Origin of the sequence: Acidovorax sp. JHL-3, from assembly GCF_000526295.1 — a bacterium.
GTDB lineage: Bacteria > Pseudomonadota > Gammaproteobacteria > Burkholderiales > Burkholderiaceae_C > Acidovorax > Acidovorax defluvii.
Map to the genome: position 1 here is coordinate 2,133,860 of NZ_JAFU01000001.1, position 21,788 is coordinate 2,155,647.

Consider the following 21,788-nt stretch of genomic DNA (forward strand, 5'->3'; position numbering starts at 1 on the left):
TTGCGACCGGTGTACGTTTAAAGTCTGGGCATTGTGACAGAAACCAATCCCACGTTCACCGGTGTGGCCGGGCCTTGCGACGCTATGACAGTCATAGCGAAAAGCGATCAATGCGCGGCGTTGTGGCTGCGCGTGCTGGCACAGGTGCAGGCGCACCTGCACGGGCTGGCGGCCCATCCTGCGCGCACGGTGGTGCTGGTTCCCTATGCCCAGCTCATGCCATGGGCGCAGCGTTACTGGGCCTTGCACCACGCCGACGGATTTGCGCCCCGCTTTGAAACCACGCGCAACTGGGCCCGCCAGTTGGCCGCCTTTGTGCCGCAGGGCGATGATCTGGCCGGGGATGTGGCACGCGACACCCTCACTGCCCGCACCTTGCTCGATCGTGCCGGCCTGGCCGCGCAGCGCGATGTGCTGGCAGTGCCGTTGCAAGAGGCGGCCACCCAGCTGGCGGCTGCAGTGGCGGCCGTTGCGCCTGCGCAGCGCGAGGCCTGGGGCATCCAGGCACGCAGCCTCTTGCCAGAGCCCGACGAAGGCAGCACCCTGCGTTTCGAGGCCGTGGTGGCCCGCATTGCGCTGGAATGGGTGCTGGCCTCGCGCCATGCCACCGATGTGCTGTTCGAGCCCGGCGTGCGCCAGTCGGTCGATGCCCTGGTGGTGCTGCAAGGCTTTCAGGTGGAGCCGCTGGCGCAGACTCTGCAGGCCCATTGGGGCGACAAGGCGGTGGCCCTGGCGTTGCCGCCTGCGGCAACGGATGGCGCGGTTTCCGCCCACATCGCCCTGCACGCGGCGCAGGATGCCGAAGACGAAGCCCAGTGCGCCGCTGCCTGTGTGCTGGCCCATGTGGTGGCCGGCCGCACCCCGGTGGCGCTGGCGGCCAACGACCGCGCCCTCACGCGCCGCATTGGCGCGCACCTGGCCAGCAGTGGCGTGGCGGTGCGTGATGAAAACGGCTGGACGCTTTCCACCACGCGGGCGGCCTCGCAATTGATGGCCGCGCTCAAGGCCTGCGCCTGGAATGCATCGGCCGATGAGGTTCTGGACTGGCTCAAGCACACGCCGGTGATCGAGTCGTCGACCCTCAATGCCCTGGAGCGTGCGCTGCGCAAGACCGCAGTGGCCTCGTGGACGGGCGCTGCTGCGCGCGACTGGGCGGACAAACCCGCCCTGGCCGCCTGCGTGGAACTGGCCCAGGGCTGGCGCGAGGGCCTGCGTGCGCCGCGCCCTCTGGCGCAGTGGCTGCAGGCCTTGCGTGCCCTGTTGATGGCCAGTGGCCAATGGCCGTTGCTGGAGGCGGATGCCGCAGGCGCCCGTGTGCTGACGGCGCTGCGCCTGCAGACGGGCCAGGAGGCCGAGCTGGAGGACTGGAGTAGCGCGGGACGCCGCATGTCGCTTGCCGAGTTCACCCGCTGGGCCAACGAGGTGCTGGAGGCTGCGCGTTTTGTCCCCGCCCTGGACGGGGACGCGCTGGTCATTGTTCTGCCCATGCCCCAGTTGCTGGCCCGGCCATTTGCCGCTCTGGTGCTGCCTGGCTGCGATGAAAAACGCCTGCAGCCCTCGCCCGAGCCCCTGGGCGACTGGACCCAGGCGCAGCGCCAGGCCTGGGGCCTGCCCACGCGCGAATCGCTGGAAGCCGCCCAGCGCGCCGCGTGGCAGTACGCGCTGCAGACACCGGCGGTGGATGTGCTTTGGCGCACGGGCGACGAAGGCGGTGAGCCCTTGCTGGCCAGCGCGCTGGTGCTGGCGCTGCACCTCGATGGCACGGTCAGCAAGGGCGCGGATGGCCGCAGCCAGCGCGCGGTCGTGGCCCACCCCACAGCGCGGCCCTTGCCTGATGGCAGCGCGCTGCCGGTGGTGCGCCTGTCGTCCACCGCGTACTCCGACCTGCGGCATTGCCCCTACCGCTTTTTTGCACTGCGCCAGCTGGGCCTGCAAGAGGCCGACGAACTGGCGGCTGAAGTGGACAAGCGCGACTTTGGCAACTGGCTGCACGCGGTGCTGCAGCACTTTCATGAGGAACTGCTGGCCCACCCGACGGACGACGCTGCCACCCGCGTGGCCCGCATGGACAGCGCGGCGCAAGCCGTCACGCGGCAGCAAGGCCTGGGAGAGGGCGATTTCTTGCCGTTCGCCGCAGGCTGGCCGCAGGTGCGCGATGGCTATTTGCGCTGGCTTGCGCAGCATGAGCAGGCCGGGGGGCATTTCCGGCAGGCCGAGGTGCAGACCACCCAGCCGCTGGGCGCCCTGCAGCTGGTGGGCACCATCGACCGCATCGATGCCGTCTCGTCCACCGGTGAGCCCACGCCGCTGGTCATCGACTACAAGACCGAGAACGATACCGTCACGCGCAAACGCATTGGCGCGGGCGCTGAAGACACCCAGCTCGCGTTCTACGCCGCCTTGCTGAGCCACGACACGCTGCGCGCCGCCTATGTGAATGTGGGTGAACGCGGCGAGACGCAGATGCACGAACAGGACGAGGTGGTGCACCTGCGCGACCTGCTGGTCGAAGGCATCCAGCACGACTTCGCTCGCATTGCAGCAGGTGCACCGATGCCCGCCCTGGGCGAGGGCGCCGTGTGCGACTACTGCGCCGCGCGCGGCCTTTGCCGAAAAGACTTCTGGAATGACTGAACAAGCCGCGTACGAACACAACGGCCAGCCCGTCTCACGCGAGGCGTTTTACGCCATCGCCTGCGACCCCGCGCGCAGCGTGGCGGTGGAGGCTTGCGCGGGCGCGGGCAAGACCTGGATGCTGGTCTCGCGCATGCTGCGGGCCTTGCTCGACGGTGCCGCGCCGCACGAGATTCTGGCCATCACCTTCACCAAGAAGGCGGCGGGCGAAATGCGCCAGCGCCTGCAGGAATGGCTGGAGGCCTTTGCTGAAGCGCCGCTGGATGAGCTGACGCGTGAGCTGGTTGCAAGGGGAATCAGCCCCCAGCGCGCTCTGGATAAGCGCGAGGCGCTACAAAATTTATACCGCCAGATGCTGGCCAGCGGCCGCCCGGTGCAGATCCGCACCTTCCACAGCTGGTTTGCCGCGCTGCTCGGCACGGCCCCGCTGGCGCTGCTGCAGGCGCAGGGCCTGCCCGCCAACTTTGAGCTGCTCGAAGACGATGCCGAGGCCGTGCGCGAGGTGTGGGGGTCGTTCCTGCACGCCGTTGCCACCAGCGCCAGCCTGCGCGCCGACTACGAGGCCGTGGTGGCCCGCCATGGCCGGTCGCAAATGCACAAGGCGCTGGCAGCGGCGCTGTCCAAGCGGGTGGAGTTTGACCTGGCCGATGGGGCGGGTGTGGTCGATGCCTCGGTGCCGCCGTTCCAGGTGCACTGCCCGGAACTGGGGGCTTTCAACGAGCCCGCCGACGCGCTGCAGAGCGACGCCTGCCACCAGCGCTGGCTGGCCCGCGCCAAGGCGCTGGGGGCCGAGGCCAACAAGACACCGCAGAAGGCGGCCGACGCCATCATCGATGCGCTGGCCTGCGGCGACCTGAACCAGCGCCTGGACATGCTGCGCAAAGCCATGTTCGTCGCCAAGGAAGACCGCCTTTCCAAGAACCTCGAAAAATTCCCCGCCGCGCAGGAGGCCGAGCCCGAGCTGCAGCGCCTGCTCACCGCGCGCCGCCAGCACGACGCCTGGCAGCACCAGCAGCGCATGGCCCGGCTCGCGCGCTGCCTGATTGCAGAGTTTGCCGCCGTCAAGCAACAGCATGGCTGGGTGGACATGAACGATGTGGAGCGCACCGCGCTGGTCATGCTGGCTGACCCGATCCTCTCGGGCTGGGTGCAAGAACGGCTGGATGCGCGCATCCGCCACCTGCTGGTGGATGAGTTTCAGGACACCAACCCGCTGCAATGGCAGGCGCTGCATGCGTGGCTGTCTGGCTATGCGGGCTCGGGCGGCGGCGCCAGTGGCCAGAAGCCGCCCAGTGTGTTCATCGTGGGCGATCCCAAGCAGAGCATCTACCGCTTTCGCCGTGCCGAGCCACAGGTGTTCATTGCCGCACAGGCTTTTGTGCGTGACGGGCTGGGTGGCGACCTGCTCAGCTGTGACCACACGCGCCGCAACGCGACGGGCGTGATCGCCGCCGTGAACCACGTGATGGGCGCGGCCCAGGCGCAGGGCGAGACCAGCGGGTTCCGCGATCACACCACCGAATCCAAAGACCCCGGCGTGTTGCTGCGCCTGCCCGCCATCCTGCCCCCGGATAGCGCCGGTGGTGGCAGCGCCGACCCGTTGGCCTGGCGCGACAGCCTGACAGAGCCGCGCCATGAGCCCGAAGAAACCCAGCGCATGCGTGAATGCACACAGGCCGCCGCCTGGGTGGCCGCGCAAATCGCCGCCGGCACGCCGCCCAACGAAGTGCTGGTGCTGGCCCGCAAGCGCGACCGGCTCGCCGCCATGCAGGATGCCTTGCGCGCGCTTCACCTTCCCTGCGTGCAACCCGAAAAGGCCGATTTGTTCGACGCGCCCGAGGTGCAGGACATCGTGGCGCTGCTCGATGCGCTGGTGTCCACCGGGCACGACCTGTCGCTGGCCCGCGCGCTCAAGTCGCCGCTGTTCGGCCTAGGCGACGACGCCCTCGTGGCGCTGGCCGCGCTGCGCCGCCAGCCTGAGCACGCAGGCAGCAGTTGGTTTGACTTGCTTCTAAAAAGTGAGCTACTAGCGCTTGATACGCAAGCGCTAGCGGCCAATTTGGCTCAATACAAGGCCTGGGTGGATACCCTGCCGCCGCACGACGCACTGCACACCATCTACCAGCATGGCGACGTGCTGGCCCGCTTTGCCGCCGCCGCCCCGGCGGCGCAGCGCATGGCGGTGCTGGCCAATCTGCGCGCGCTGCTGTCAGCCGCGCTGCAGCACGATGGCGGCCGCTACCTCACGCCCTACGCCTTCGTGCGCGCCATGAAAAAAGGTGGCGTGCGCGCGCCCGGCCGGGTGGATGCGCAGGCCGTGCGCCTGCTCACCGTGCACGGCGCCAAGGGGCTGGAGGCGCGCTGCGTGCTGCTGCTGGACACCGACACCCGCCCGCAAAAGGCCGAGACCATGGGCGTGCTGGTCGATTGGCCCGGCGAAAAGACCGAACCCGCAGGCTTTGTCTTTCTGGCCAGCGAATCCAGCCCGCCGCCCAGCGCCGAAGCCGCCCTGGCCGCTGAGCAGCAAGCCCGCCAGCGCGAAGAACTCAACATGCTCTACGTGGCCATGACGCGCGCCAAACACTGCCTGGCGCTGTCGTCCGTGTTGCCCAGCGTGTCAGCGCCGGGCAGTTGGTGGAACCGGCTGGAGCCGCTGCTGGCGGATGCGCAGGTGCTGGGCGTGGCGGGCGCGGCTGAGGTGCCTGGCGGCGACGGTGATGCGGTTGCGAGCGGGGCGCACGACCATTTCACCCTGGCCGAACTGCCCGTGCTCCCGGCGCACTTGCGTGCCGCACCCCGTGCCGTGGCCGAGGGTGTGGACGAAGGCTTGGATGCGGCCGACTCCGGGGCATCCCTGTCCACCCCATCATCACGCCTGGGCGAGGCCATGCACCAGTTGCTGGAGCAGGCCGGTGTAGCGGGGGCCCCGCTGGCCGACCTGCGCAGCCAGGGCTGGCCAGCGGCCCGCGTGGCGCGGCTGGCGCAGGACTTTGACATCACGGCGGGCGCCGCGCGCACTGCCGCCCAGACCGCCCAGCGCATTCTGGCGGGCGAGGGCGCTTGGGCCTGGGATGCCACCATGGTGGACACCACCATCAACGAAGCTCCGCTGCGCTACCAGGGCCAAAGCCTGCGCATCGACCGCCTGGTGCACTGCCACCAGCCGCCCGAGCGCGCGGGCTGGTGGGTGCTGGACTACAAAAGTGCCGCCGAGCCCGAGCGCCAGCCCGCTTTGATGGCCCAGTTGCAGCGCTACCGTGCGGCGGTGTCGGGGCAAGTTCCTGGCGAGCGCGTGTGGGCAGCCTTTCTGACGGGCGACGGGCGCATGGTGCGCGTGCATGGCGATGCCGGCCCCGCCGACGAGGGTGCCCTGGTGGCGGGCACCGGGCAGGGGGCGGGGAGCGTGCGGCATACTCTCGCCCCCGCTGCGCAGTCCACTGCGGCGGCATCCACACACGCGCCACCGGCCGCGCCCGGCATGGACGGCGCAGGTGGTGGCCCATCTCAGAGCGCTGTTCAGGGCTCGCTGTTCTGAACGCTGCGCGTTTTCGAATGATTCAAAGGTTTTCTCATGAATGCTCCTTCCGACCTGACTCCTGATGTGGCCTCCCATCTGCGCTGCGACGTCGCCATCGTGGGCGGCGGCCCGGGAGGGCTGATGGCGGCCGAGGTGCTGGCGCAGGCCGGTGTGGCCGTGCACCTGTTCGATGCCATGCCCTCGGTGGGCCGCAAGTTTTTGCTGGCGGGCAAGGGCGGGCTCAATCTCACGCATTCCGAGCCGCATGAGCCTTTTGCCAGCCGCTATGCCGGGCGCCAGCCGCAGATCGAGCCGCTGATCCGGGCGTTTGGTGGCCCCGAGGTGCGGGCCTGGGCGCAGGGGCTGGGGGTGGAAACCTTCGTGGGCACATCGGGCCGCGTGTTCCCGGCCGACATGAAGGCCGCGCCCCTGCTGCGCGCCTGGCTGCAGCGCCTGCGCGCGCAGGGTGTGCAGTTCCACATGCGCCACCGCTGGCTGGGTTGGGCCGATGGCGGTGCGTTGCGTTTTGCCGCGTCTGCAGGCGAGGTGCAGGTGACGGCCAGGGCGGTGGTGCTGGCGCTGGGCGGTGGCAGCTGGGCACGCCTGGGGTCCGACGGCGCCTGGGTGCCGCTGCTGGCACAGCGCGGCGTGGCCGTGGCGCCGCTGCGTCCGTCCAACTGTGGCTTTGATGTGTTGCGGGCTGATGCGCCCGTGGGTGAAACCCGCCGTGCGTTTTTTCAGGAGCTGATCGGCCGCACGCCCACACCCGCAGTGGGCTGGTCGCCGCATTTTGCCGAGCGTTTTGTCGGCCAGCCTTTCAAGACCGTGGCGCTCAGCTTCACCGACAGCCAGGGCCGCAGCTTCAACCGGCGGGGCGAGTTTGTCGTTACGGCCACGGGGGTGGAGGGCAGCCTGGTCTATGCCGCATCGCAGTTGCTGCGCGACGAGATCGAGGCCCATGGCCACGCCACGTTCCATCTGGATCTGTTGCCCGACCACAGCCCCGAGCGTGTGCTGGTCGAGGTGCGCCACCCGCGTGGCTCACGCTCGCTGTCCAGCCACCTCAAGAGCCGTCTGGGGCTGGATGGCATCAAGGCGGGCGTTTTGTACGAACACCTGGGCAAGGACGGCATGAACGACCCGGTGGCGCTGGCCCACGCGATCAAGGCATTGCCCATCACCGTGGTGGCCACCCGTCCGCTGGACGAGGCCATCAGCACGGCGGGCGGTGTGGCGTTCGAGGCGCTGGATGAGCACCTGATGGCCACTGCCGCGCCCGGCGTGTTCTGCGCCGGCGAAATGCTCGACTGGGAGGCGCCCACCGGTGGTTACCTGCTCACAGCCAGTCTGGCCAGCGGCGTGCAGGCAGGGCGCGGAGTTTTGGCATTTTTGGGCTCTGGCGCTTGATGGTAAAGCGCTAATAGCTATAAAAAATATAGCATTCGATGCGGGGGCAGACGATGCGCCCGCACCGGTGCCGGACGGGCCCATCGCAGGCGCAGTCACCTCGCACCTGACATGACCGCGTTGAGCCGTTGATGGGGCTGGCGACCAGGCCTACCAGCGGCGCACCGGGCCCGTGTCCACATGCACGAACTGCTCGCGCGGGTAAAACCCCACGCCGCCCATGCCCAGCGACAGCGCCGCATCGCGCAAGTCGGCCAGCGGCACGCCGGGCAGGCGCACGTCGATGGCCTTGCCGTCCATGTGCAGGCTGCGCTTGGCCACACCACCGCCCCGCGTGGTGCGCAGGGTGTGGTTGGTCGCAGGGCTGCGGTAGCCGGAGATCACCTGGAACGGCTGCTGCACCCGCAATTCCTGGCGGATCTGGTGCAGCAGGTGGAACAACCGGGGGTCCATCAGGCCCGCCTCGCCACTGTAATGGTCGCGCAGGAAGTGGTTGAGACTGGTCAACGCCTCGGGCAGAAACTGCTCGCCCAGGGCATACACGAGGGCCAGGCGTTCGCTGGTGTGGGTGTGGTCAAACGCCAGGCTGCGCGCACCGGGCAGGCTGGCCAGGGCGGGCTGCGCCAGCGGCAGCAGGGCCCCGGTCATCAGCCAGCGGCCGCCCGTGCCCAGAAAACGGCGACGGCCGGGTTTCAGGGGGGCAAGAGGCTGTGTCATGGCATGTCCCAAAAAATCGGTGAAACCTGTTTGTACATTGTGCAGTGGCTCACAGGCCGGGCCTGGCGCGCAGGCGACGCTGTTCGGACTGCTGGCGCAGGGCCCGGTCGAGCAACTTGTCCTGGCCGTACAGGTCGGCAAAGAAGTGTGTCTTTCCCTGCTTGACGATGGCGGTGCTGTAGGCAATCACCACAGGCAGCGGATCGGCCAGGCGCAGCGTGGCCGACTGGCCGCGGGCCATGGCCTCGCGGATGCGTGGTTCGGGCCAGGCAGGATCGTTGTGCAACACAAACCGGGCGAGCGCCACAGGGTCTTCGATGCGGATGCAGCCATGGCTGAAATCCCGCCGGTCGCGCTGGAACAGCAGCGGCGCGGGCGTGTGGTGCAGGTAAATATGGTTGTTGTTGGGAAACACGAACTTGATGTCGCCCAGCGCGTTTTTTGGCCCGGGACGCTGGCGGATGCGCATCTGCCCGCGCAGCACGGCGTCCAGGTGCTCGGCTGCCAGCGTGGTGTGCACCTGCCCATTGGCGCCCACAAACTCCATGCCTTGCTGCTGAAGATAGCCGGGGTCGCGCCGCAGCCGGGGAATGGTTTCGCTGCGCGCGATGGACGGCGGAATGTTCCAGTAGGGGCTGAATTCGATGAAGCGCATGTCCTCGTCAAACAGGGGCGTGCGGGTGTCCAGGGCCTTGCCCACGATCACCTTCATGGCCAGTTGCAGCGATACCCGGCCGTCTTGCACCTCGTAGGCGCGCAGCATGAACTCGGGGATGTTGACCACGATCATGCGTGGACCGCGCAGCAGGGGCGTCCAGCGCAGGCGCTCCATGGCCAGCGCAATCTGGTGTGCGCGGGCTGCGGGCGAAACGGCCAGTGCATCCAGCGTGCCCTTGCCGATCACGCCGTCGGTGGCCAGGGCGTGGCGCTCCTGAAAGGCCTTTACGCCGTTTTGCAATGCTTCGTCGTAGAGGGCGGGGGCCTGTGCGTCCGGTGGCAGGTCGCCCAGCACCACCAGGCGCTGCGTCAACTGCGCAAGGCCCGCCCAGGCCTGGCCTGGTTCGAGCTTGCGGCCTGGCAGCGGCGGCAGGGGCGTGTCCCAGGCGGCAGGATTGCTCAGGGCCCGGTAGCGGGCCAGCTCGCCGCGCAGGCTGGCATACAGCGGCACCTTGGGTGTGGCCGCACGCACGGCATCGGCCAGTGCGGGGGGCGGTGCGATAGCTTCCTGCACGGCAGTGGCGGGCGCGGAGACCGGGAGCGCTGTGGGGGTGTAGTTCTGGTGAATCTGGCGCGGATCGATCCGACCCGAGCGCAGGTCACTGAGGTAGCTCTGCACGGCGGTGGTGAGCGCGTCTTCGAGCTGCAGCGCAGCGTCAGCACCCAACGCGGGGCCCTGGGCCGCCCCCGCCACGGCCTGTGCCAGCCATGCGGCCTGGTAATCCTCGGGTTGAAGACCTTCGGCGGCGGCCGCCGCCAGCATGTTCACGGCCTGCTGCGCGGCGGGCGCGGGGCGCCCATCCACCAGCCAGGGTGTGGCGCCCAGCATGGGGGGGAACACTGCCAGCCATAGCGCCAGCAACGCTGTGCACAGATTCGCAGGGGTTCCAGGGCAGCGGGGCAAGGCGGACGAAATAACCAGCAAGGGGCTGCAAACACGACGCATCGTTGTCAATGGTCACTCATTCCGGGCCACTCGCCGACCAGGCCGCAGGCCGGACACTGTGCGTAGAGACTGGCATTGACGTGAAACTTGGCTTGATGCTTGTCGGTCTCCGGCGCCTTGTCATGGGCTTCTCCGTCGATTTCCACCAGCCCTGTGGCGTGGCAGCGGGGGCACTTGGCAACGGCCAGGGCCGCCAGGGGATTGAAGTTGTCTGCGAACACGGGCACCTCGTCGGTTGTGTGGTGGCTTCAGGGTTTGGGCAACCCTGCCTGTCGCATTATCTGAAATAAGTTGACGAGCCTTACCCCCGGCACTGGCTCCACAGTTAGGGCTGCTTGGTTCCCCACCTGACCCGGTTGGCCGCTTCACCATGCGGGGAGGCCCGTCAGGATGAGATTCTACCCCCTGAATGGCTGCGCCGTTCGGTGCCCGCCGCCAGAGGCGGGGATCTTCAATCTGTCCAGGCAGGCTCAGGGCCGCAGTCTTCAGCCCTTTCTCTCGCGCTTCGCAGGGGAAGGGGGACGAAGTCGCCGCGGCGAGGCGGCCCATACGCGGCATCCCTTGCATATTGCGCGCCAGTGTCGGGTGGCGGAAGGCGTAAGAGGTTGCGGGGAGCCGTACCAAAACCCAACTGGTCATGGGCCGTAGAATCGCCGGCATGTCCTACATCGTGCTCGCCCGCAAGTACCGCCCCCGCAATTTCACCGAAATGGTGGGGCAGGAGCATGTGGTGCAGGCCCTCACCAACGCGCTCACGCAGCAGCGCCTGCACCACGCCTATCTGTTCACCGGCACGCGCGGTGTGGGCAAGACGACGGTGTCGCGCATCCTTGCCAAGTCGCTCAACTGCCAGGGACCGGACGGGCAGGGCGGCATCACGGCCACGCCGTGTGGCGTGTGCTCGGCGTGCACGGACATCGACAGTGGCCGCTTTCCCGATTACACCGAGCTCGATGCCGCATCGAACCGGGGCGTGGACGAAGTGCAGAGCCTGCTGGAGCAGGCGGTCTACAAGCCGGTGCAGGGCCGCTTCAAGGTCTTCATGATCGACGAAGTGCACATGCTCACGAACACGGCGTTCAACGCCATGCTCAAGACGCTCGAAGAGCCGCCGGAATACCTCAAGTTCGTGCTCGCCACGACCGACCCACAAAAGGTGCCAGTCACGGTGCTGAGCCGCTGCCTCCAGTTCAACCTGCGCCCCATGGCGCCCGAAACCGTGCTGTCGCACCTCACGCAGGTGCTGGCCTCCGAGAACGTATCCGCCGAGCCCCAAGCCCTGCGCCTGCTCTCGCGCGCGGCGCGGGGCTCCATGCGCGATGCGCTGTCGCTCACCGACCAGGCCATTGCCTTTGGCAGCGGCCAGTTGCAGGAAGCCGCCGTGCGCCAGATGCTGGGGGCGGTGGACCGCTCGTATGTGTTCCGGCTCATCGATGCGCTGGCCCAGGGCGATGGCAAAACCGTGGTGGAAACCTCGGACACGCTGCGCCTCAATGGCCTGTCGGCCGCCTCCACGCTGGAAGAGATGAGCGCCGTGCTCCAGCGCATGGCCGTTTACCAGGCCGTGCCGCAGATGGCGGGCGCGGTGGACGCCGATGACCCCGAAGCGGCAGAAACCGCGCGCCTCGCAGCCCTGATGCCAGCCGATGAAACCCAGCTGCTCTACAGCCTGTGCCTGCATGGGCGCGGCGAGCTGGGCCTGGCGCCCGATGAATACGCAGCGCTGACCATGGTGCTGCTGCGTCTGCTGGCATTCAAGCCCCAGGGCGAACCGGCTGAAAAAAAAACTCTGACGCGGCCTGAGACGGCTCGTTCCGGCCCGACACCGGCGGTCTTGGCGGTGCCCGCAACCGTTGCCGCCGCCTTGACAACGCATTTGGTCCGAACGGTGACGGCTCCTGCACCGCAGGCTCTTGCGGCAGCCGCAGCACCTGTGCCTGCGGCGCAAACGCTTCCAGCAGCAACGGCCTCAGAGCGGGCGCCGTCATTGGTGCAAGACACATCCTCCAAGTCTGCCGACTCCTCTGAGCCGCCTCCCTGGCCGGGCTCGGACGAGCCGGGCGCTTCGGCGTCCACTGCGTCAGTCACCACAGCGCTGCCGGTGCGGACAACTGGAAGATTTGAACAAAATCAACGCTCAACGCAATCAGTACAAGCGCAAAGTGCTCCTGAATTTGTAGCTATCCCGGTGCGTGAATCGCCCGAGCCCGGCGAGCGGCTGCAACCGCTGCCGCTCTCTGCGCCCATCCCCGTCTCTGCACGCTACACCCCCACCGAAGAAGGCGAGGTGTGGCACAGCGCGGTGCAGCAGCTCGTGGCGGCCGAGGCCATTTCTGCCCTGGTGCGCGAACTGGCCTTGCAGTCCCAGCTGGTGGCGCGCGATGCCGGGCACTGGCTGCTGCGCGTCGAGCGCGAATCGCTCAACCAGCCGCAGGCCCGCGAACGCCTGCGCGCCGCACTGGAGGCTGCGGGCCATGCCAGCCAGATCAGTGTGGAACTGGGCGTGGTGATTGACAGCCCCGCCCGCCGCAACGCCGCCGCCGCCGCCGAGCGCCAGCGTGTGGCCGAAGACATCGTGATGAACGACCCCTACGTGCAGTCGCTGGTGCGCGACTACGGCGCGAAAATCGTGCCGGGCAGCATCAAGCCTGCATGACCGACCACCATTCAACCCATTCAACAGAAACTGAAAAGGAAACCACACCATGTTCAACAAGGGACAACTCGCCGGCCTCATGAAGCAAGCCCAGGCCATGCAGGACAATCTCAAGAAGGCCCAGGACGAACTGGCCTTCATCGAGGTGGAAGGCGAATCGGGCGCTGGCCTGGTGAAGGTGCTGATGACCTGTAAGCACGATGTCAAGCGCATCACCATCGACCCCAGCCTGCTGGCCGAAGACAAGGACATGCTGGAAGACCTGGTGGCGGCTGCGTTCAATGCAGCGGTGCGCAAGGCCGAGGAGACTTCGCAGGAGAAGATGGGCAAGCTCACGCAAGGCATGCCAGGCCTCCCCGGCGGCATGAAATTCCCGTTCTGAGGCTGGCTACCGAGCGGGCGATCTGCGTCGTTGGGCGGTGCTCGCCATCCTCACGTACAGGAAGTACGTTCCGGTGGCTGCGCTCCGGCCGCCTAGCAGCTCATCCCGCTCGCTACGCCCTTGAGGGTGGGGTGTGAAGGCGGGGAGATTTTTTTCTCACTCTCGTTCGGGCTGAATCAAGCCGGGGCTGCAACACTCCATCGGTCGGGCTGAGCTTGTCGGAGCCTGGTTCCGCATACACCTCCCAATGTCACCCGGATTGCCTGCCCACCCATGTCCTCCACCAACGCCCTTGAAGTCTTGATCCAGGCGCTGCGCCGTTTGCCGGGGGTGGGGGTCAAATCTGCGCAGCGCATGGCGTTTCATTTGATGCAGCATGACCGCGATGGGGCAGAGGCCTTGTCGATGGCGCTGCACCATGCGGTGCAGAACGTGCATCACTGTGCACGCTGCCACACGTTCACCGAAGACGATATCTGCAGCACCTGCCTGGACCCGGAGCGGGATGCGACGCGGCTGTGCGTGGTCGAGACACCGGCGGACCAGTCGGCGCTGGAGCGCACGGGCGCCTTCAAGGGGCTGTATTTTGTGTTGATGGGGCGGCTCAGCCCGCTTGACGGTATCGGTCCCAAGGAAATTGGCTTGCACAAGCTCATGGAGCGCGCCTCCAACGGCGTGGTGCAGGAGGTGATCCTTGCCACCAACTTCAACGCTGAGGGCGAGGCCACGGCCCATGTGATCAGTGAGACGCTCAAGAGCCGGGGCCTGCATGTCACGCGGCTGGCACGGGGCGTGCCCGTGGGCAGCGAACTCGAGTATGTCGACCTGGGCACCATCGCCCATGCACTGGTAGACCGCCGATAGCCCTTTGGTCGCTAGAATACTCCCGAATTAATAGCGGACAGCGCTTGTCGGTGCTGCGCTAGATCCGTCTAAGGGCAAAAATGAATTCCTTGCATGTGGCGCGTTTCACGGTGGCCTACTGGTGCGTTTTCGTCGCCGTGCTGCTGCCCCTGGTGTGCGCCTGGCTGGCCAAGAGCGGCGGCTTTGGCAAGCCGCGCCGCGAGGGTGGCTATGACAACCACGACCCGCGTGCCTGGATGGCCCGCCAGACCGATTGGCATGCCCGCGCCAACGCAGCCCAGGCCAACAGTTTCGAGGCGCTGCCGTTTTTTATGGGCGCCGTCATCATTGCGCACCAGTTGAGGGCAGGGCAGACCTTGCTCGATATCCTGGCGTTCTTGTTCGTCATGCTGCGCATTTTCTACATCATGATGTATGTCTCCGACATGCCCAAGGCCCGCAGCATGGTCTGGGGCGCGGGCTTCATGGTGAACATCGCCATTTTCTTCATCGGCTACCGGTAAAGCGTGCGGGCTGCGGCCCGCACCGGGGTACGTAGAAATCCCAGGGGGTAGACCCTGATGCGCCCATGCGGGGGTTGCGGCACGATTGTTGCATTGCAGCAATACGCCCTTTCTTTCGATTCCCATGGTTTTTCCTCCTGTCAGCCGCCGAGCCTTTGGCGCCCTGTCTGCTTTGTCGGCAGTGGCGGCGTGCACGGGCGCATCGTGGGCGCAGGCGCCAGGTTCCACTGGTGGGCGCATCACCATTGCGGTGGGTGGGCAGGCGGTGCTTTACCACCTGCCCCTGACCATTGCAGACCGGCTGGGTTTTTTTCAGGCCGAGGGGCTGGATGTGCACGTGCGGGACTTCGCTGGTGGCGCGCTGGCGTTGCAGGCGGTGCACGACGGCGCGGCCCATGTCTGCTCGGGGGCCTATGAGCATACCCTTCTCCAGCAAAGCCAGGGCCATGATTTCCGCGCCTTCGTGGTGCAGGGTCGGGCGCCGCAGCAGGCGCTGGGTGTGTCGGTGCGGGCACAGCCGGGCTATCGCCGGCCGGCCGATCTGCGTGGGCGGCGCATCGGTGTTTCGGCACCGGGCTCGTCCACCCAGGTGATGGCCAGTGTGCTGCTGGCGCGAGCGGGTGTGGATGCGCGCGAGGTGTCTTTTGTGGGCGTTGGAACGGGCGCTACCGCCGTGGCGGCCCTGCGCACGGGTCGCGTTCATGCGTTGTGCCATGCCGATCCCATCATGTCCCTGCTGGAGCACCGCGGCGAGGTGCGCCTGGTCAGTGACCTGCGCACGCTCACTGCCGCGCAGGAGGTGTTTGGCGGGGCCATGCCCGCCAGCTGCCTGTACGCACCCCAGGCATTTCTGCACAAGGAGCCCATGGTGGCGCAAGCGCTGACCAACGCCATCGTGCATGCGCTCAAGTGGCTGCAGACCGCTTCGCCGGCCGATCTGATCAAGGCGGTGCCAGCGAGCTATGTTCTGGGTGACAGGGCCGTCTATCTGGCCGCGTTCAATCGGGTGCGCGAGACTTTTTCGCCCAATGGGCTCATGCCCGAGGATGGCCCGGCAACAGCCCTGCGGGCATTGGCCCAGGCATATCCGCACATGGCCAGCCCACGGGTCAGCCTGCCGCGCACTTTTACCGATGACCTGGCCCGCAAGGCGCGGCAAAAATTTGGGGTGTAAACCGTGCGTGCCATCTGGCACGCCATGGCGGTGCGGGGTGGGGATGGCGGGCGGTCACAGACTGCGTTGTGCCGACCGCTCTTGTCCTGCGCACGTTGCGCGGTGGGTGAGAATGCAGGGCGCCGTGGTTGAACGCGGCGCCTGCCATTTCCTTTCACTGTGTTTCAAAGGACTTTCTCATGTCGCTGAGTCTCAGCATCGGCCCCCTCGTCTCCCTGATCGCCGGCATCCTCATCCTGGTCATGCCGCGTCTGCTCAGCACCATCGTGGCGCTTTACCTGATCGTGATCGGTGTGCTGGGGTTGCTGGGCATGCACAGCCTGCGCTTGTAAGTGCTTAGTGCAGCGCCGCAGCACGGTGCGGCGCGCACTCGCTCAGCGGCGCTTTCTGGCGGGCTTGCCGCCCTTGCGCGTGGGGGCGGGTGCTTTTTTGCCGGCCATGCGATTGGTCGAGCGGCTTGCCGACGGGCCCTTGCCCATGCGCACTGGCAGGTAAACCACCACCTGCTGGCCCGCCTTGAAAGCCGCGCTGGCCTTCACATCGTTCCAGTCCGCCACATTGTCGGCGCTCACCCGGTAGCGCTTTGCAATGCTGCGCACGGTGTCGCGCTTGCCGGCGCGCACGGTGGCGCGGCGGGTGACTATTTCGGGCGTGAGGGCAATCTGTCCGTTGTCTGCCAGGTGGGCCGATACGTCCTGGCGGGTGGTGGTGGTGCGCGGCACCATCAGCGCCGATCCCGCCTTGATCAGCATGCGTGGCGGAATGTTGTTGAGGCTGCGCAGGTCGTTTTCGCTCATGCCCGTGCGCTGGGAGGCGTCGGCCACGCTCATGGTGGTGGGCACCGTCCACACCGTCCAGCTGGCGTATTGCCCCTGGTTTTTGGCTTCCAGGTTGCGCTGGAACACCCGTGCGTTGTCCCATGGCAGCAGGATCTGGGGGGTTCCTGCGGCAAAAATGGTGGGCCGGTGAAACGAGGGGTTCAGCGCACGAAAGTCTGCTTCGCGCACACCGGCCAGCTGGGCCACCAGCGCTACATCGATGTCGTGGGTGATGTCCACCGTCTGGAAATAGGGGTGGTTTTCAATCAGCGGCAACTCGGTGCGAAACGCGTCAGGGTTGGCCACGATGTTCTTCACGGCCTGCAGCTTGGGCACATACATGCGGGTTTCGGCCGGCATGTTCAGGTCGGTGTAGCGGGTGCCCAGTCCTGCTTTCTTGTTGCGGGCAATGGCCCGACCCACGCTGCCTTCGCCCCAGTTGTAGGCAGCCAGGGCCAGGTGCCAGTCGCCAAACATGCGATGGAGTTTTTGCAGGTAGTCGAGCGCGGCGCGGGTCGAGGCGAGCACATCGCGGCGGTCGTCGCGAAAGGCGTTTTGCTTGAGGTCGAAATAATTGCCGGTGGCGGGCATGAACTGCCACATGCCGGCGGCCTTGGCGCTGGACACCGCCTGTGGGTTGAAGGCACTCTCGATGTAGGGCAGCAGCGCCAGTTCGGTGGGCATGCCCCGCAGTTCGAGCTCTTCAACAATGTGGAACAGGTATTTGCTGGAGCGCTCGGTCATGCGCTGCATGTAATCGGGGCGGCTGGCATACCACTGCTCGCGGTCCTGCACCAGTTCGTGCTGCAGGTCGGGCATGGCAAAGCCCCGGCGAATGCGGTCCCACATGTCGGCGGGGGTGGACAGCGAGGCCACTTCGCTGCCTGCGGCCTGGCCGGCCGTGATCGGGCGCAAAGGCCCGTTGGGGATGACGGGGGTGTGGTTGGTAGCGCCTGATGAAGATTCGTTGTTGAACGGGCCGTTGCCAGAGGTACCTGGGGTGCCATTGGTTGCGCAGCCGGTCAGCCAGAGCAGACCTGCCAGGCAGGCGAAGTGCAGAATTTTCATCAGAAGTCGTTTTTCCATTGGCGCAGGGCGGCAAACACCGCCACGGCGTCTTGTTGTGGGACCCGGGCATCAAAGCCCTGGGCGGCTGCAGCGACCGCAGTTTCGCGGACCCGCAGAAAGGGGTTGATGTCACGCTCCAGCGCCATGCGCGAGGGCAGCGTGGGCAGTTGCCGGGCACGCAGGCTTTCGCAGTGGCTGCTGTAATGGAGCAGCGCCTGGTTGCCAGGTTCCACCGCACGCGCAAATCGCAGGTTGGAGAGCGTGTATTCGTGGGTGCAGCATACGCGGGTGTCACCCGGCAGGGCGGCGAGCTGGTCGAGGGACGCCAGCATTTGCGCGGGCGTGCCCTCAAAAAGGCGTCCGCAACCTCCCGAGAAAAGGGTGTCGCCGCAAAAAAGCAGGGGTGCGCCCTGCATGTCGGGGCAGTAATAGGCGATGTGGCCGGCCGTGTGGCCCGGAACATCCAGCACCGAAAACCGCAGTCCCAGCACCTCCACGGTGTCGCCCTGCGCCAGGCGCATCAGCGGCTCGGGGATGCGTTCGCGCGCCGGGCCGAACACCTGGGCGCCGGTGGCCGCGCGCAAGGCATCCACGCCGCCGACGTGATCGGCATGGTGGTGCGTGACTAGAATGGCCTGCAGTTGCAGTCCCTGTGCCTGCAGTGTTTGCAGCACGGGCGTGGCGTCTCCGGGATCCACCACAATGGCCTGCCGCGCGTTGTGCAGCATCCAGATGTAGTTGTCGGTAAAGGCGGGCAGCGGCAGCAAGTTCATGAGCAATCAAATTATAGGTTTGCACCACTGGTTCGACTCCCCGCCTGGCCGCTACCTGCTGGCGTGGGAGCAAGAGCGCTTTGACGAGGCGGTGGTGGACATCTTTGGCTTCCACGGCCTGCAGCTGGGCATTCCGATGCTGGACGGCCTGCGCGCCAACCGCATGCCGCACCACTGGCTGGCCCTGGGCGAAGAAGGCCTGGCCATGTTGCCGGGTGCTGGCGTTGCATCCCGGCCGACCACCGATGCCGTGGCCGGGCCCGATTCCCTGCGCCTTCTGGCCCTGCTGGCCGACCCGGTGGCGCTGCCCTTTGCGGACAACAGCCTGGACCTCGTCCTGCTGCCCCACACGCTGGAGCAGAGCCTGGACCCGCATGCCGCGCTGCGCGAGGTGGAGCGGGTGCTGGTGCCCGAGGGGCGGGTGGTGATCAGCGGGCTCAATCCGGTCAGCCTGTGGGCATTGCGCCAGCACCGGGCGCGCCTTTACCAGCGCATGGGACGAGGCCGGCTGTATCTGCCGGATGCGGGCGAGTTCATCGGCTACCACCGTCTGCGCGACTGGCTGCGGTTGCTGAGCTTCGAGGTGGAGTCGGCGCGCTTTGGCTGCTACCGGCCTGCCGTGCGCAGCAACCACTGGCTGGAAAGATTTGCCTGGATGGACCGCCTGGGTGAGCATTGGTGGCCGATACTCGGGGCCGCGTACTTTCTGGTGGCCGTCAAGCGCGTGCATGGCATGCGCCTGCTTGAACCTGCCTGGCGCACGGCACCGCAGCGCTCTGCCGCGTCGGTGCCCGTGACCAACCGGGCCACCACCCAAAAACCCTCTCAACGCACCAGCCTGGTACCCGCCGCAGTGGCGGGCACCACAGACAGGAAAAAAGTTTGAATCAGATCGAGATATACACCGATGGCGCCTGCAAGGGCAATCCGGGTCCCGGCGGCTGGGGCGTTGTGCTGCGCTCGGGCACCATCGAAAAAGAACTCTTTGGCGGGGAGCTTGGCACCACCAACAACCGCATGGAACTGATGGCCGTCATCGAGGCACTGTCTGCGCTCAAGCGGCCTTGCGCGGTGACGCTGTACCTCGACAGCGAATACGTGCGCAAAGGCATCACCGAGTGGATTCACGGCTGGAAAGCGCGGGGCTGGCGCACCGCCGCCAAGCAACCCGTGAAAAACGTCGAGTTGTGGCAGCGGCTGGATGCGCTGGTCACCAACGCCGGGCACCGCATTGACTGGCGCTGGGTGCGCGGGCACTCGGGTGACCCGGGCAACGAGCACGCCGATGCCCTGGCCAACCGCGGCGTAGAACAGGCCCTGGGGCGCCGCTGAAGTTCTCGACCAGATCCGGCAGGTATGCCCTGCCAGCGTTGCGTCTAATGCTATGAAAATAATAGCTTCTCGCGCTCATGGATAAAGGGCTGGAGGCGATTTTTACCTGAAACCCCTGGCGTGTGATCCACCCACCGGTGGCGCAGGCTTGCGCGATTCGGGTAGGCAGGCTGTCGGTGCTGTGTTCTGATGGTGGCTGGTGGTCCTCTGCAAAGGAGTGAACATGAACCCGCTGACCAAGATGGCGCTGGGGCTGATCGGGCAGTTGCGCCCCGAGCCCCCCACGGGCGATGGCAGCCCCGTGCTGGCACTGCCGCCGCCACGGCAGGGTGGCGGCCTGCCGCTGATGCAGGCGCTGGCCCGGCGCCAGTCGCAGCGCGAATTCGACCCCGTGGCCCTGCCGCTGCCGGTGCTGTCGGACCTGCTGTGGGCTGCAGCGGGCGTCAACCGGCCCGACAGTGGTGGGCGCACCGCGCCCAGCGCCATGAACGCACAAGAGGTGGACCTGTATGTGGCCCTGCCCGAAGGCCTGTACCTCTATGACCCCCATGCCCACGCGTTGCAGCGCACGGTGGCCGCCGATGCGCGGCGTGTCACGGGGTACCAGGATTTTGTGGACAGCGCGCCGCTCGATCTCGTCTATGTGGCCGACCATGCGCGCATGAAGCTGGTGCCGGCCGAGCAGCGCAGCACCTATGCCGCGGCTGCTGCGGGTGCCATGGCGCAAAACGTCTATCTGCAGGCGGCCTCTGCGGGGCTTGCCACCGTCATCCGGGCCTGGCTCGACCGCCCTGCGCTGGCGCAGGCCATGGGGCTTGGAACCAACCAGCAGGTGTTGCTGGCGCAGACCGTGGGCTGGCCCGCCGGAGCGGCACCGCAATGACCACCGTGTTCGACCCGCTGCGCATGTCGGCGGTGTCGCTGGATGTGATGGCGGTCAACCGTGATTCGGCCCAGGGCGTGGCGCGGCGCCAGCAGGCGCGGCTGGCGTTGCTGCTGGATGCGGCTCTGGCCGGCTCGCGCCTATACCGGCAGCTGCTGGCCGCCCGCACCACGGCCCGCACACCGCTGCAGGACTTGCCGGTGGTGACGCGCGGGCAGCTGATGGATCGCTTTGATGACTGGGTGACCGACCCCTGCCTCACGCTGGATGCGCTGCGCGCCTTCACTGCCGACCCGTCGCGCATCGCCCAGCCCTGGCAGGGCCGCTACATGGTGTGGGAAAGCTCGGGCACCAGTGGCCAGCCGGGCATTTTTGTGCAGGACGCGCAGGCCATGGCCGTGTACGACGCGCTGGAGGCGCTGCGCCGCTGCGCACCGCGCCCGCTGGCGCGCTGGCTGGACCCGCTGAGCCTGGCCGAGCGCATTGCCTTTGTGGGCGCGACCAGCGGGCATTTCGCCAGCTATGTCTCGGTGCAGCGGCTGCGCGCGCTCAACCCCTGGCTGGCGGGCAACACGCGCAGCTTCTCCATCCAGGTGCCCACGCCCGAGCTGGTGGCTGCCCTCAACGACTTCGCACCCACGGTGCTGGCCACTTACCCCACTGCAGCGGCGCTGCTGGCCGACGAGGCGGGCAGCGGCGCCTTGCGCATCGCACCGCGAGAGGTGTGGACCGGTGGTGAAACGCTGAGCCCCACCGTGCGCGCGCACATCGCGCAGGGGCTGGACTGCCCGGTGCGCAACAGCTATGGCGCTTCAGAGTTTTTCACCATGGGCTGGGAGTGCGCCCATGGCCACATGCACCTGAACGCCGACTGGGTGATCCTGGAGCCGGTGGACGAGCACCAACGCCCCGTGCCCCCAGGCCAGCCCTCGTGCAGCGTGCTGCTGACCAACCTGGCCAACACCGTTCAGCCCCTCATCCGCTACGACCTGGGCGACCAGGTCACGCTGCAGGCCGGGCCCTGCGGATGTGGTTCGCCGTTGCCGGTGATACGGGTGCAGGGGCGCCAGGACGACGCTTTGCACATGGCGGGGCGGGGCGGCCGGCCGGTCACGCTGCTGCCAATGGCTTTGTCCACTGTGCTGGAGGATGACGCAGGCGTGTTTGACTTTTATCTGCGCCAGCAGGACGACCACACGTTGGTGCTGCGCCTGCCTGCGGCGGGCGAGGCCGGGCAGGCGGCCATGGACCGGTGCTGCACGGCGCTCAAGGCCTTTGCCAAGGCGCAGGGCGTGCCCCGGCTGCGCGTGCTACCCGAGCTGGGCCTGCCCGTGCCCCGGGGGCGCAGCGGCAAGGCCCGCCGCATCGTGGCGTGCACGGCCTGAGTTTGCTATTGA

The 21,788-nt window shown here is 67.2% G+C and carries 18 protein-coding genes and 1 other RNA gene; 13 read left to right on the forward strand and 6 right to left on the reverse strand.

The annotated features are described in order from the left end of the window. Window positions 1–84: 84 nt before the first annotated feature. From K226_RS0110035 to K226_RS0110045, 3 genes are read left to right on the forward strand one after another with little or no spacing between them, the layout of a single operon-like run. The gene (locus K226_RS0110035) at window positions 85–2,634 is read left to right on the forward strand and encodes a PD-(D/E)XK nuclease family protein (protein WP_024814682.1); all 2,550 of its coding nucleotides are present in this window, start codon (window positions 85–87) and stop codon (window positions 2,632–2,634) included. Beyond that, entirely contained in the window at window positions 2,627–6,169 is a 3,543-nt protein-coding gene (locus tag K226_RS0110040) for an exodeoxyribonuclease V subunit beta (protein WP_024814683.1), read from the forward strand. The genes K226_RS0110035 and K226_RS0110040 overlap by 8 nt, the downstream gene beginning before the upstream one ends. 36 nt (window positions 6,170–6,205) lie before the next feature. After that, window positions 6,206–7,558, forward strand: a complete 1,353-nt coding sequence (locus K226_RS0110045) for a TIGR03862 family flavoprotein (protein ID WP_024814684.1) — start codon at window positions 6,206–6,208, stop codon at window positions 7,556–7,558. A gap of 150 nt (window positions 7,559–7,708) precedes the next feature. On the opposite strand, the gene K226_RS0110050 is transcribed toward K226_RS0110045, so the two are convergent. The 4 genes from K226_RS0110050 to ffs all read right to left on the reverse strand — a co-directional run bounded on the left by K226_RS0110050 (window position 7,709) and on the right by ffs (window position 10,325). Continuing rightward, a complete protein-coding gene (locus K226_RS0110050; RefSeq protein ID WP_024814685.1) occupies window positions 7,709–8,275 on the reverse strand; it encodes a DUF882 domain-containing protein in 567 nt (188 codons plus the stop codon). Between the two features lie 49 nt (window positions 8,276–8,324). After that, complete coding sequence (locus tag K226_RS0110055) at window positions 8,325–9,938, reverse strand: murein L,D-transpeptidase (protein ID WP_081739353.1); 1,614 nt, start codon at window positions 9,936–9,938, stop codon at window positions 8,325–8,327. Window positions 9,939–9,943: 5 nt separating this feature from the next. Then, window positions 9,944–10,159, reverse strand: a complete 216-nt coding sequence (locus K226_RS0110060; RefSeq protein ID WP_155886507.1) for a hypothetical protein — start codon at window positions 10,157–10,159, stop codon at window positions 9,944–9,946. Between the two features lie 69 nt (window positions 10,160–10,228). Next, window positions 10,229–10,325: signal recognition particle sRNA small type (ffs, locus tag K226_RS19485), an RNA gene on the reverse strand. 271 nt (window positions 10,326–10,596) lie between these two features. Between ffs and dnaX the strand changes: the two genes are divergently transcribed. From dnaX to K226_RS19490, 6 genes are all read left to right on the forward strand, one after another. Next, window positions 10,597–12,594: a DNA polymerase III subunit gamma/tau gene (gene dnaX / locus K226_RS0110065; RefSeq protein ID WP_024814688.1), complete on the forward strand. Its 1,998-nt coding sequence runs from the start codon at window positions 10,597–10,599 to the stop codon at window positions 12,592–12,594. A 49-nt stretch (window positions 12,595–12,643) separates the two neighbouring features. Then, a complete protein-coding gene (locus K226_RS0110070; protein WP_024814689.1) occupies window positions 12,644–12,976 on the forward strand; it encodes a YbaB/EbfC family nucleoid-associated protein in 333 nt (110 codons plus the stop codon). A 273-nt stretch (window positions 12,977–13,249) separates the two neighbouring features. Continuing rightward, window positions 13,250–13,840 carry a recombination mediator RecR gene (gene recR, locus K226_RS0110075; RefSeq protein ID WP_024814690.1) on the forward strand — a complete coding sequence of 197 codons (591 nt, stop codon included), beginning with the start codon at window positions 13,250–13,252 and terminating at the stop codon, window positions 13,838–13,840. An 80-nt stretch (window positions 13,841–13,920) separates the two neighbouring features. Then, window positions 13,921–14,343 carry an MAPEG family protein gene (locus K226_RS0110080; protein WP_024814691.1) on the forward strand — a complete coding sequence of 141 codons (423 nt, stop codon included), beginning with the start codon at window positions 13,921–13,923 and terminating at the stop codon, window positions 14,341–14,343. Window positions 14,344–14,467: 124 nt separating this feature from the next. Then, entirely contained in the window at window positions 14,468–15,517 is a 1,050-nt protein-coding gene (locus K226_RS0110085) for an ABC transporter substrate-binding protein (protein ID WP_024814692.1), read from the forward strand. Between the two features lie 179 nt (window positions 15,518–15,696). Next, the gene (locus tag K226_RS19490; protein WP_081739354.1) at window positions 15,697–15,849 is read left to right on the forward strand and encodes a DUF3096 domain-containing protein; all 153 of its coding nucleotides are present in this window, start codon (window positions 15,697–15,699) and stop codon (window positions 15,847–15,849) included. 42 nt (window positions 15,850–15,891) lie between these two features. Here K226_RS19490 and K226_RS0110095 read toward each other — a convergent pair whose 3' ends face one another. Next, complete coding sequence (locus tag K226_RS0110095; protein ID WP_024814693.1) at window positions 15,892–17,403, reverse strand: transglycosylase SLT domain-containing protein; 1,512 nt, start codon at window positions 17,401–17,403, stop codon at window positions 15,892–15,894. Next, window positions 17,403–18,176 (reverse strand): hydroxyacylglutathione hydrolase, encoded by a 774-nt coding sequence (gene gloB / locus K226_RS0110100; protein ID WP_024814694.1) that lies wholly within the window; start codon window positions 18,174–18,176, stop codon window positions 17,403–17,405. Before gloB ends, K226_RS0110095 begins: the two co-directional genes overlap by 1 nt. Between gloB and K226_RS0110105 the strand changes: the two genes are divergently transcribed. The 4 genes from K226_RS0110105 (at window position 18,175) to K226_RS0110120 (ending at window position 21,776) form a co-directional block, all read left to right on the forward strand. Beyond that, window positions 18,175–19,062, forward strand: a complete 888-nt coding sequence (locus K226_RS0110105) for a class I SAM-dependent methyltransferase (protein WP_081739355.1) — start codon at window positions 18,175–18,177, stop codon at window positions 19,060–19,062. The genes gloB and K226_RS0110105 overlap by 2 nt on opposite strands. After that, the gene (gene rnhA / locus K226_RS0110110; protein WP_024814696.1) at window positions 19,059–19,508 is read left to right on the forward strand and encodes a ribonuclease HI; all 450 of its coding nucleotides are present in this window, start codon (window positions 19,059–19,061) and stop codon (window positions 19,506–19,508) included. Before K226_RS0110105 ends, rnhA begins: the two co-directional genes overlap by 4 nt. 223 nt (window positions 19,509–19,731) lie before the next feature. Continuing rightward, the gene (locus tag K226_RS0110115) at window positions 19,732–20,391 is read left to right on the forward strand and encodes a nitroreductase family protein (RefSeq protein WP_024814697.1); all 660 of its coding nucleotides are present in this window, start codon (window positions 19,732–19,734) and stop codon (window positions 20,389–20,391) included. Continuing rightward, window positions 20,388–21,776, forward strand: coding sequence for a phenylacetate--CoA ligase family protein (locus K226_RS0110120; RefSeq protein ID WP_024814698.1), 1,389 nt, complete (start codon window positions 20,388–20,390; stop codon window positions 21,774–21,776). The genes K226_RS0110115 and K226_RS0110120 overlap by 4 nt, the downstream gene beginning before the upstream one ends. Window positions 21,777–21,788: the final 12 nt, after the last annotated feature.

Coding starts and splice junctions, on each gene's coding strand:
- K226_RS0110035 (WP_024814682.1), top strand. CDS start 85: ATGACAGTCATAGCGAAAAGCGATCAATGCGCGGCGTTGTGGCTGCGC.
- K226_RS0110040 (WP_024814683.1), top strand. CDS start 2,627: ATGACTGAACAAGCCGCGTACGAACACAACGGCCAGCCCGTCTCACGC.
- K226_RS0110045 (WP_024814684.1), top strand. CDS start 6,206: ATGAATGCTCCTTCCGACCTGACTCCTGATGTGGCCTCCCATCTGCGC.
- K226_RS0110050 (WP_024814685.1), bottom strand. CDS start 8,275: ATGACACAGCCTCTTGCCCCCCTGAAACCCGGCCGTCGCCGTTTTCTG.
- K226_RS0110055 (WP_081739353.1), bottom strand. CDS start 9,938: ATGCGTCGTGTTTGCAGCCCCTTGCTGGTTATTTCGTCCGCCTTGCCC.
- dnaX (WP_024814688.1), top strand. CDS start 10,597: ATGTCCTACATCGTGCTCGCCCGCAAGTACCGCCCCCGCAATTTCACC.
- K226_RS0110070 (WP_024814689.1), top strand. CDS start 12,644: ATGTTCAACAAGGGACAACTCGCCGGCCTCATGAAGCAAGCCCAGGCC.
- recR (WP_024814690.1), top strand. CDS start 13,250: ATGTCCTCCACCAACGCCCTTGAAGTCTTGATCCAGGCGCTGCGCCGT.
- K226_RS0110080 (WP_024814691.1), top strand. CDS start 13,921: ATGAATTCCTTGCATGTGGCGCGTTTCACGGTGGCCTACTGGTGCGTT.
- K226_RS0110085 (WP_024814692.1), top strand. CDS start 14,468: ATGGTTTTTCCTCCTGTCAGCCGCCGAGCCTTTGGCGCCCTGTCTGCT.
- K226_RS19490 (WP_081739354.1), top strand. CDS start 15,697: ATGTCGCTGAGTCTCAGCATCGGCCCCCTCGTCTCCCTGATCGCCGGC.
- K226_RS0110095 (WP_024814693.1), bottom strand. CDS start 17,403: ATGAAAATTCTGCACTTCGCCTGCCTGGCAGGTCTGCTCTGGCTGACC.
- K226_RS0110105 (WP_081739355.1), top strand. CDS start 18,175: ATGAGCAATCAAATTATAGGTTTGCACCACTGGTTCGACTCCCCGCCT.
- gloB (WP_024814694.1), bottom strand. CDS start 18,176: ATGAACTTGCTGCCGCTGCCCGCCTTTACCGACAACTACATCTGGATG.
- K226_RS0110115 (WP_024814697.1), top strand. CDS start 19,732: ATGAACCCGCTGACCAAGATGGCGCTGGGGCTGATCGGGCAGTTGCGC.
- K226_RS0110120 (WP_024814698.1), top strand. CDS start 20,388: ATGACCACCGTGTTCGACCCGCTGCGCATGTCGGCGGTGTCGCTGGAT.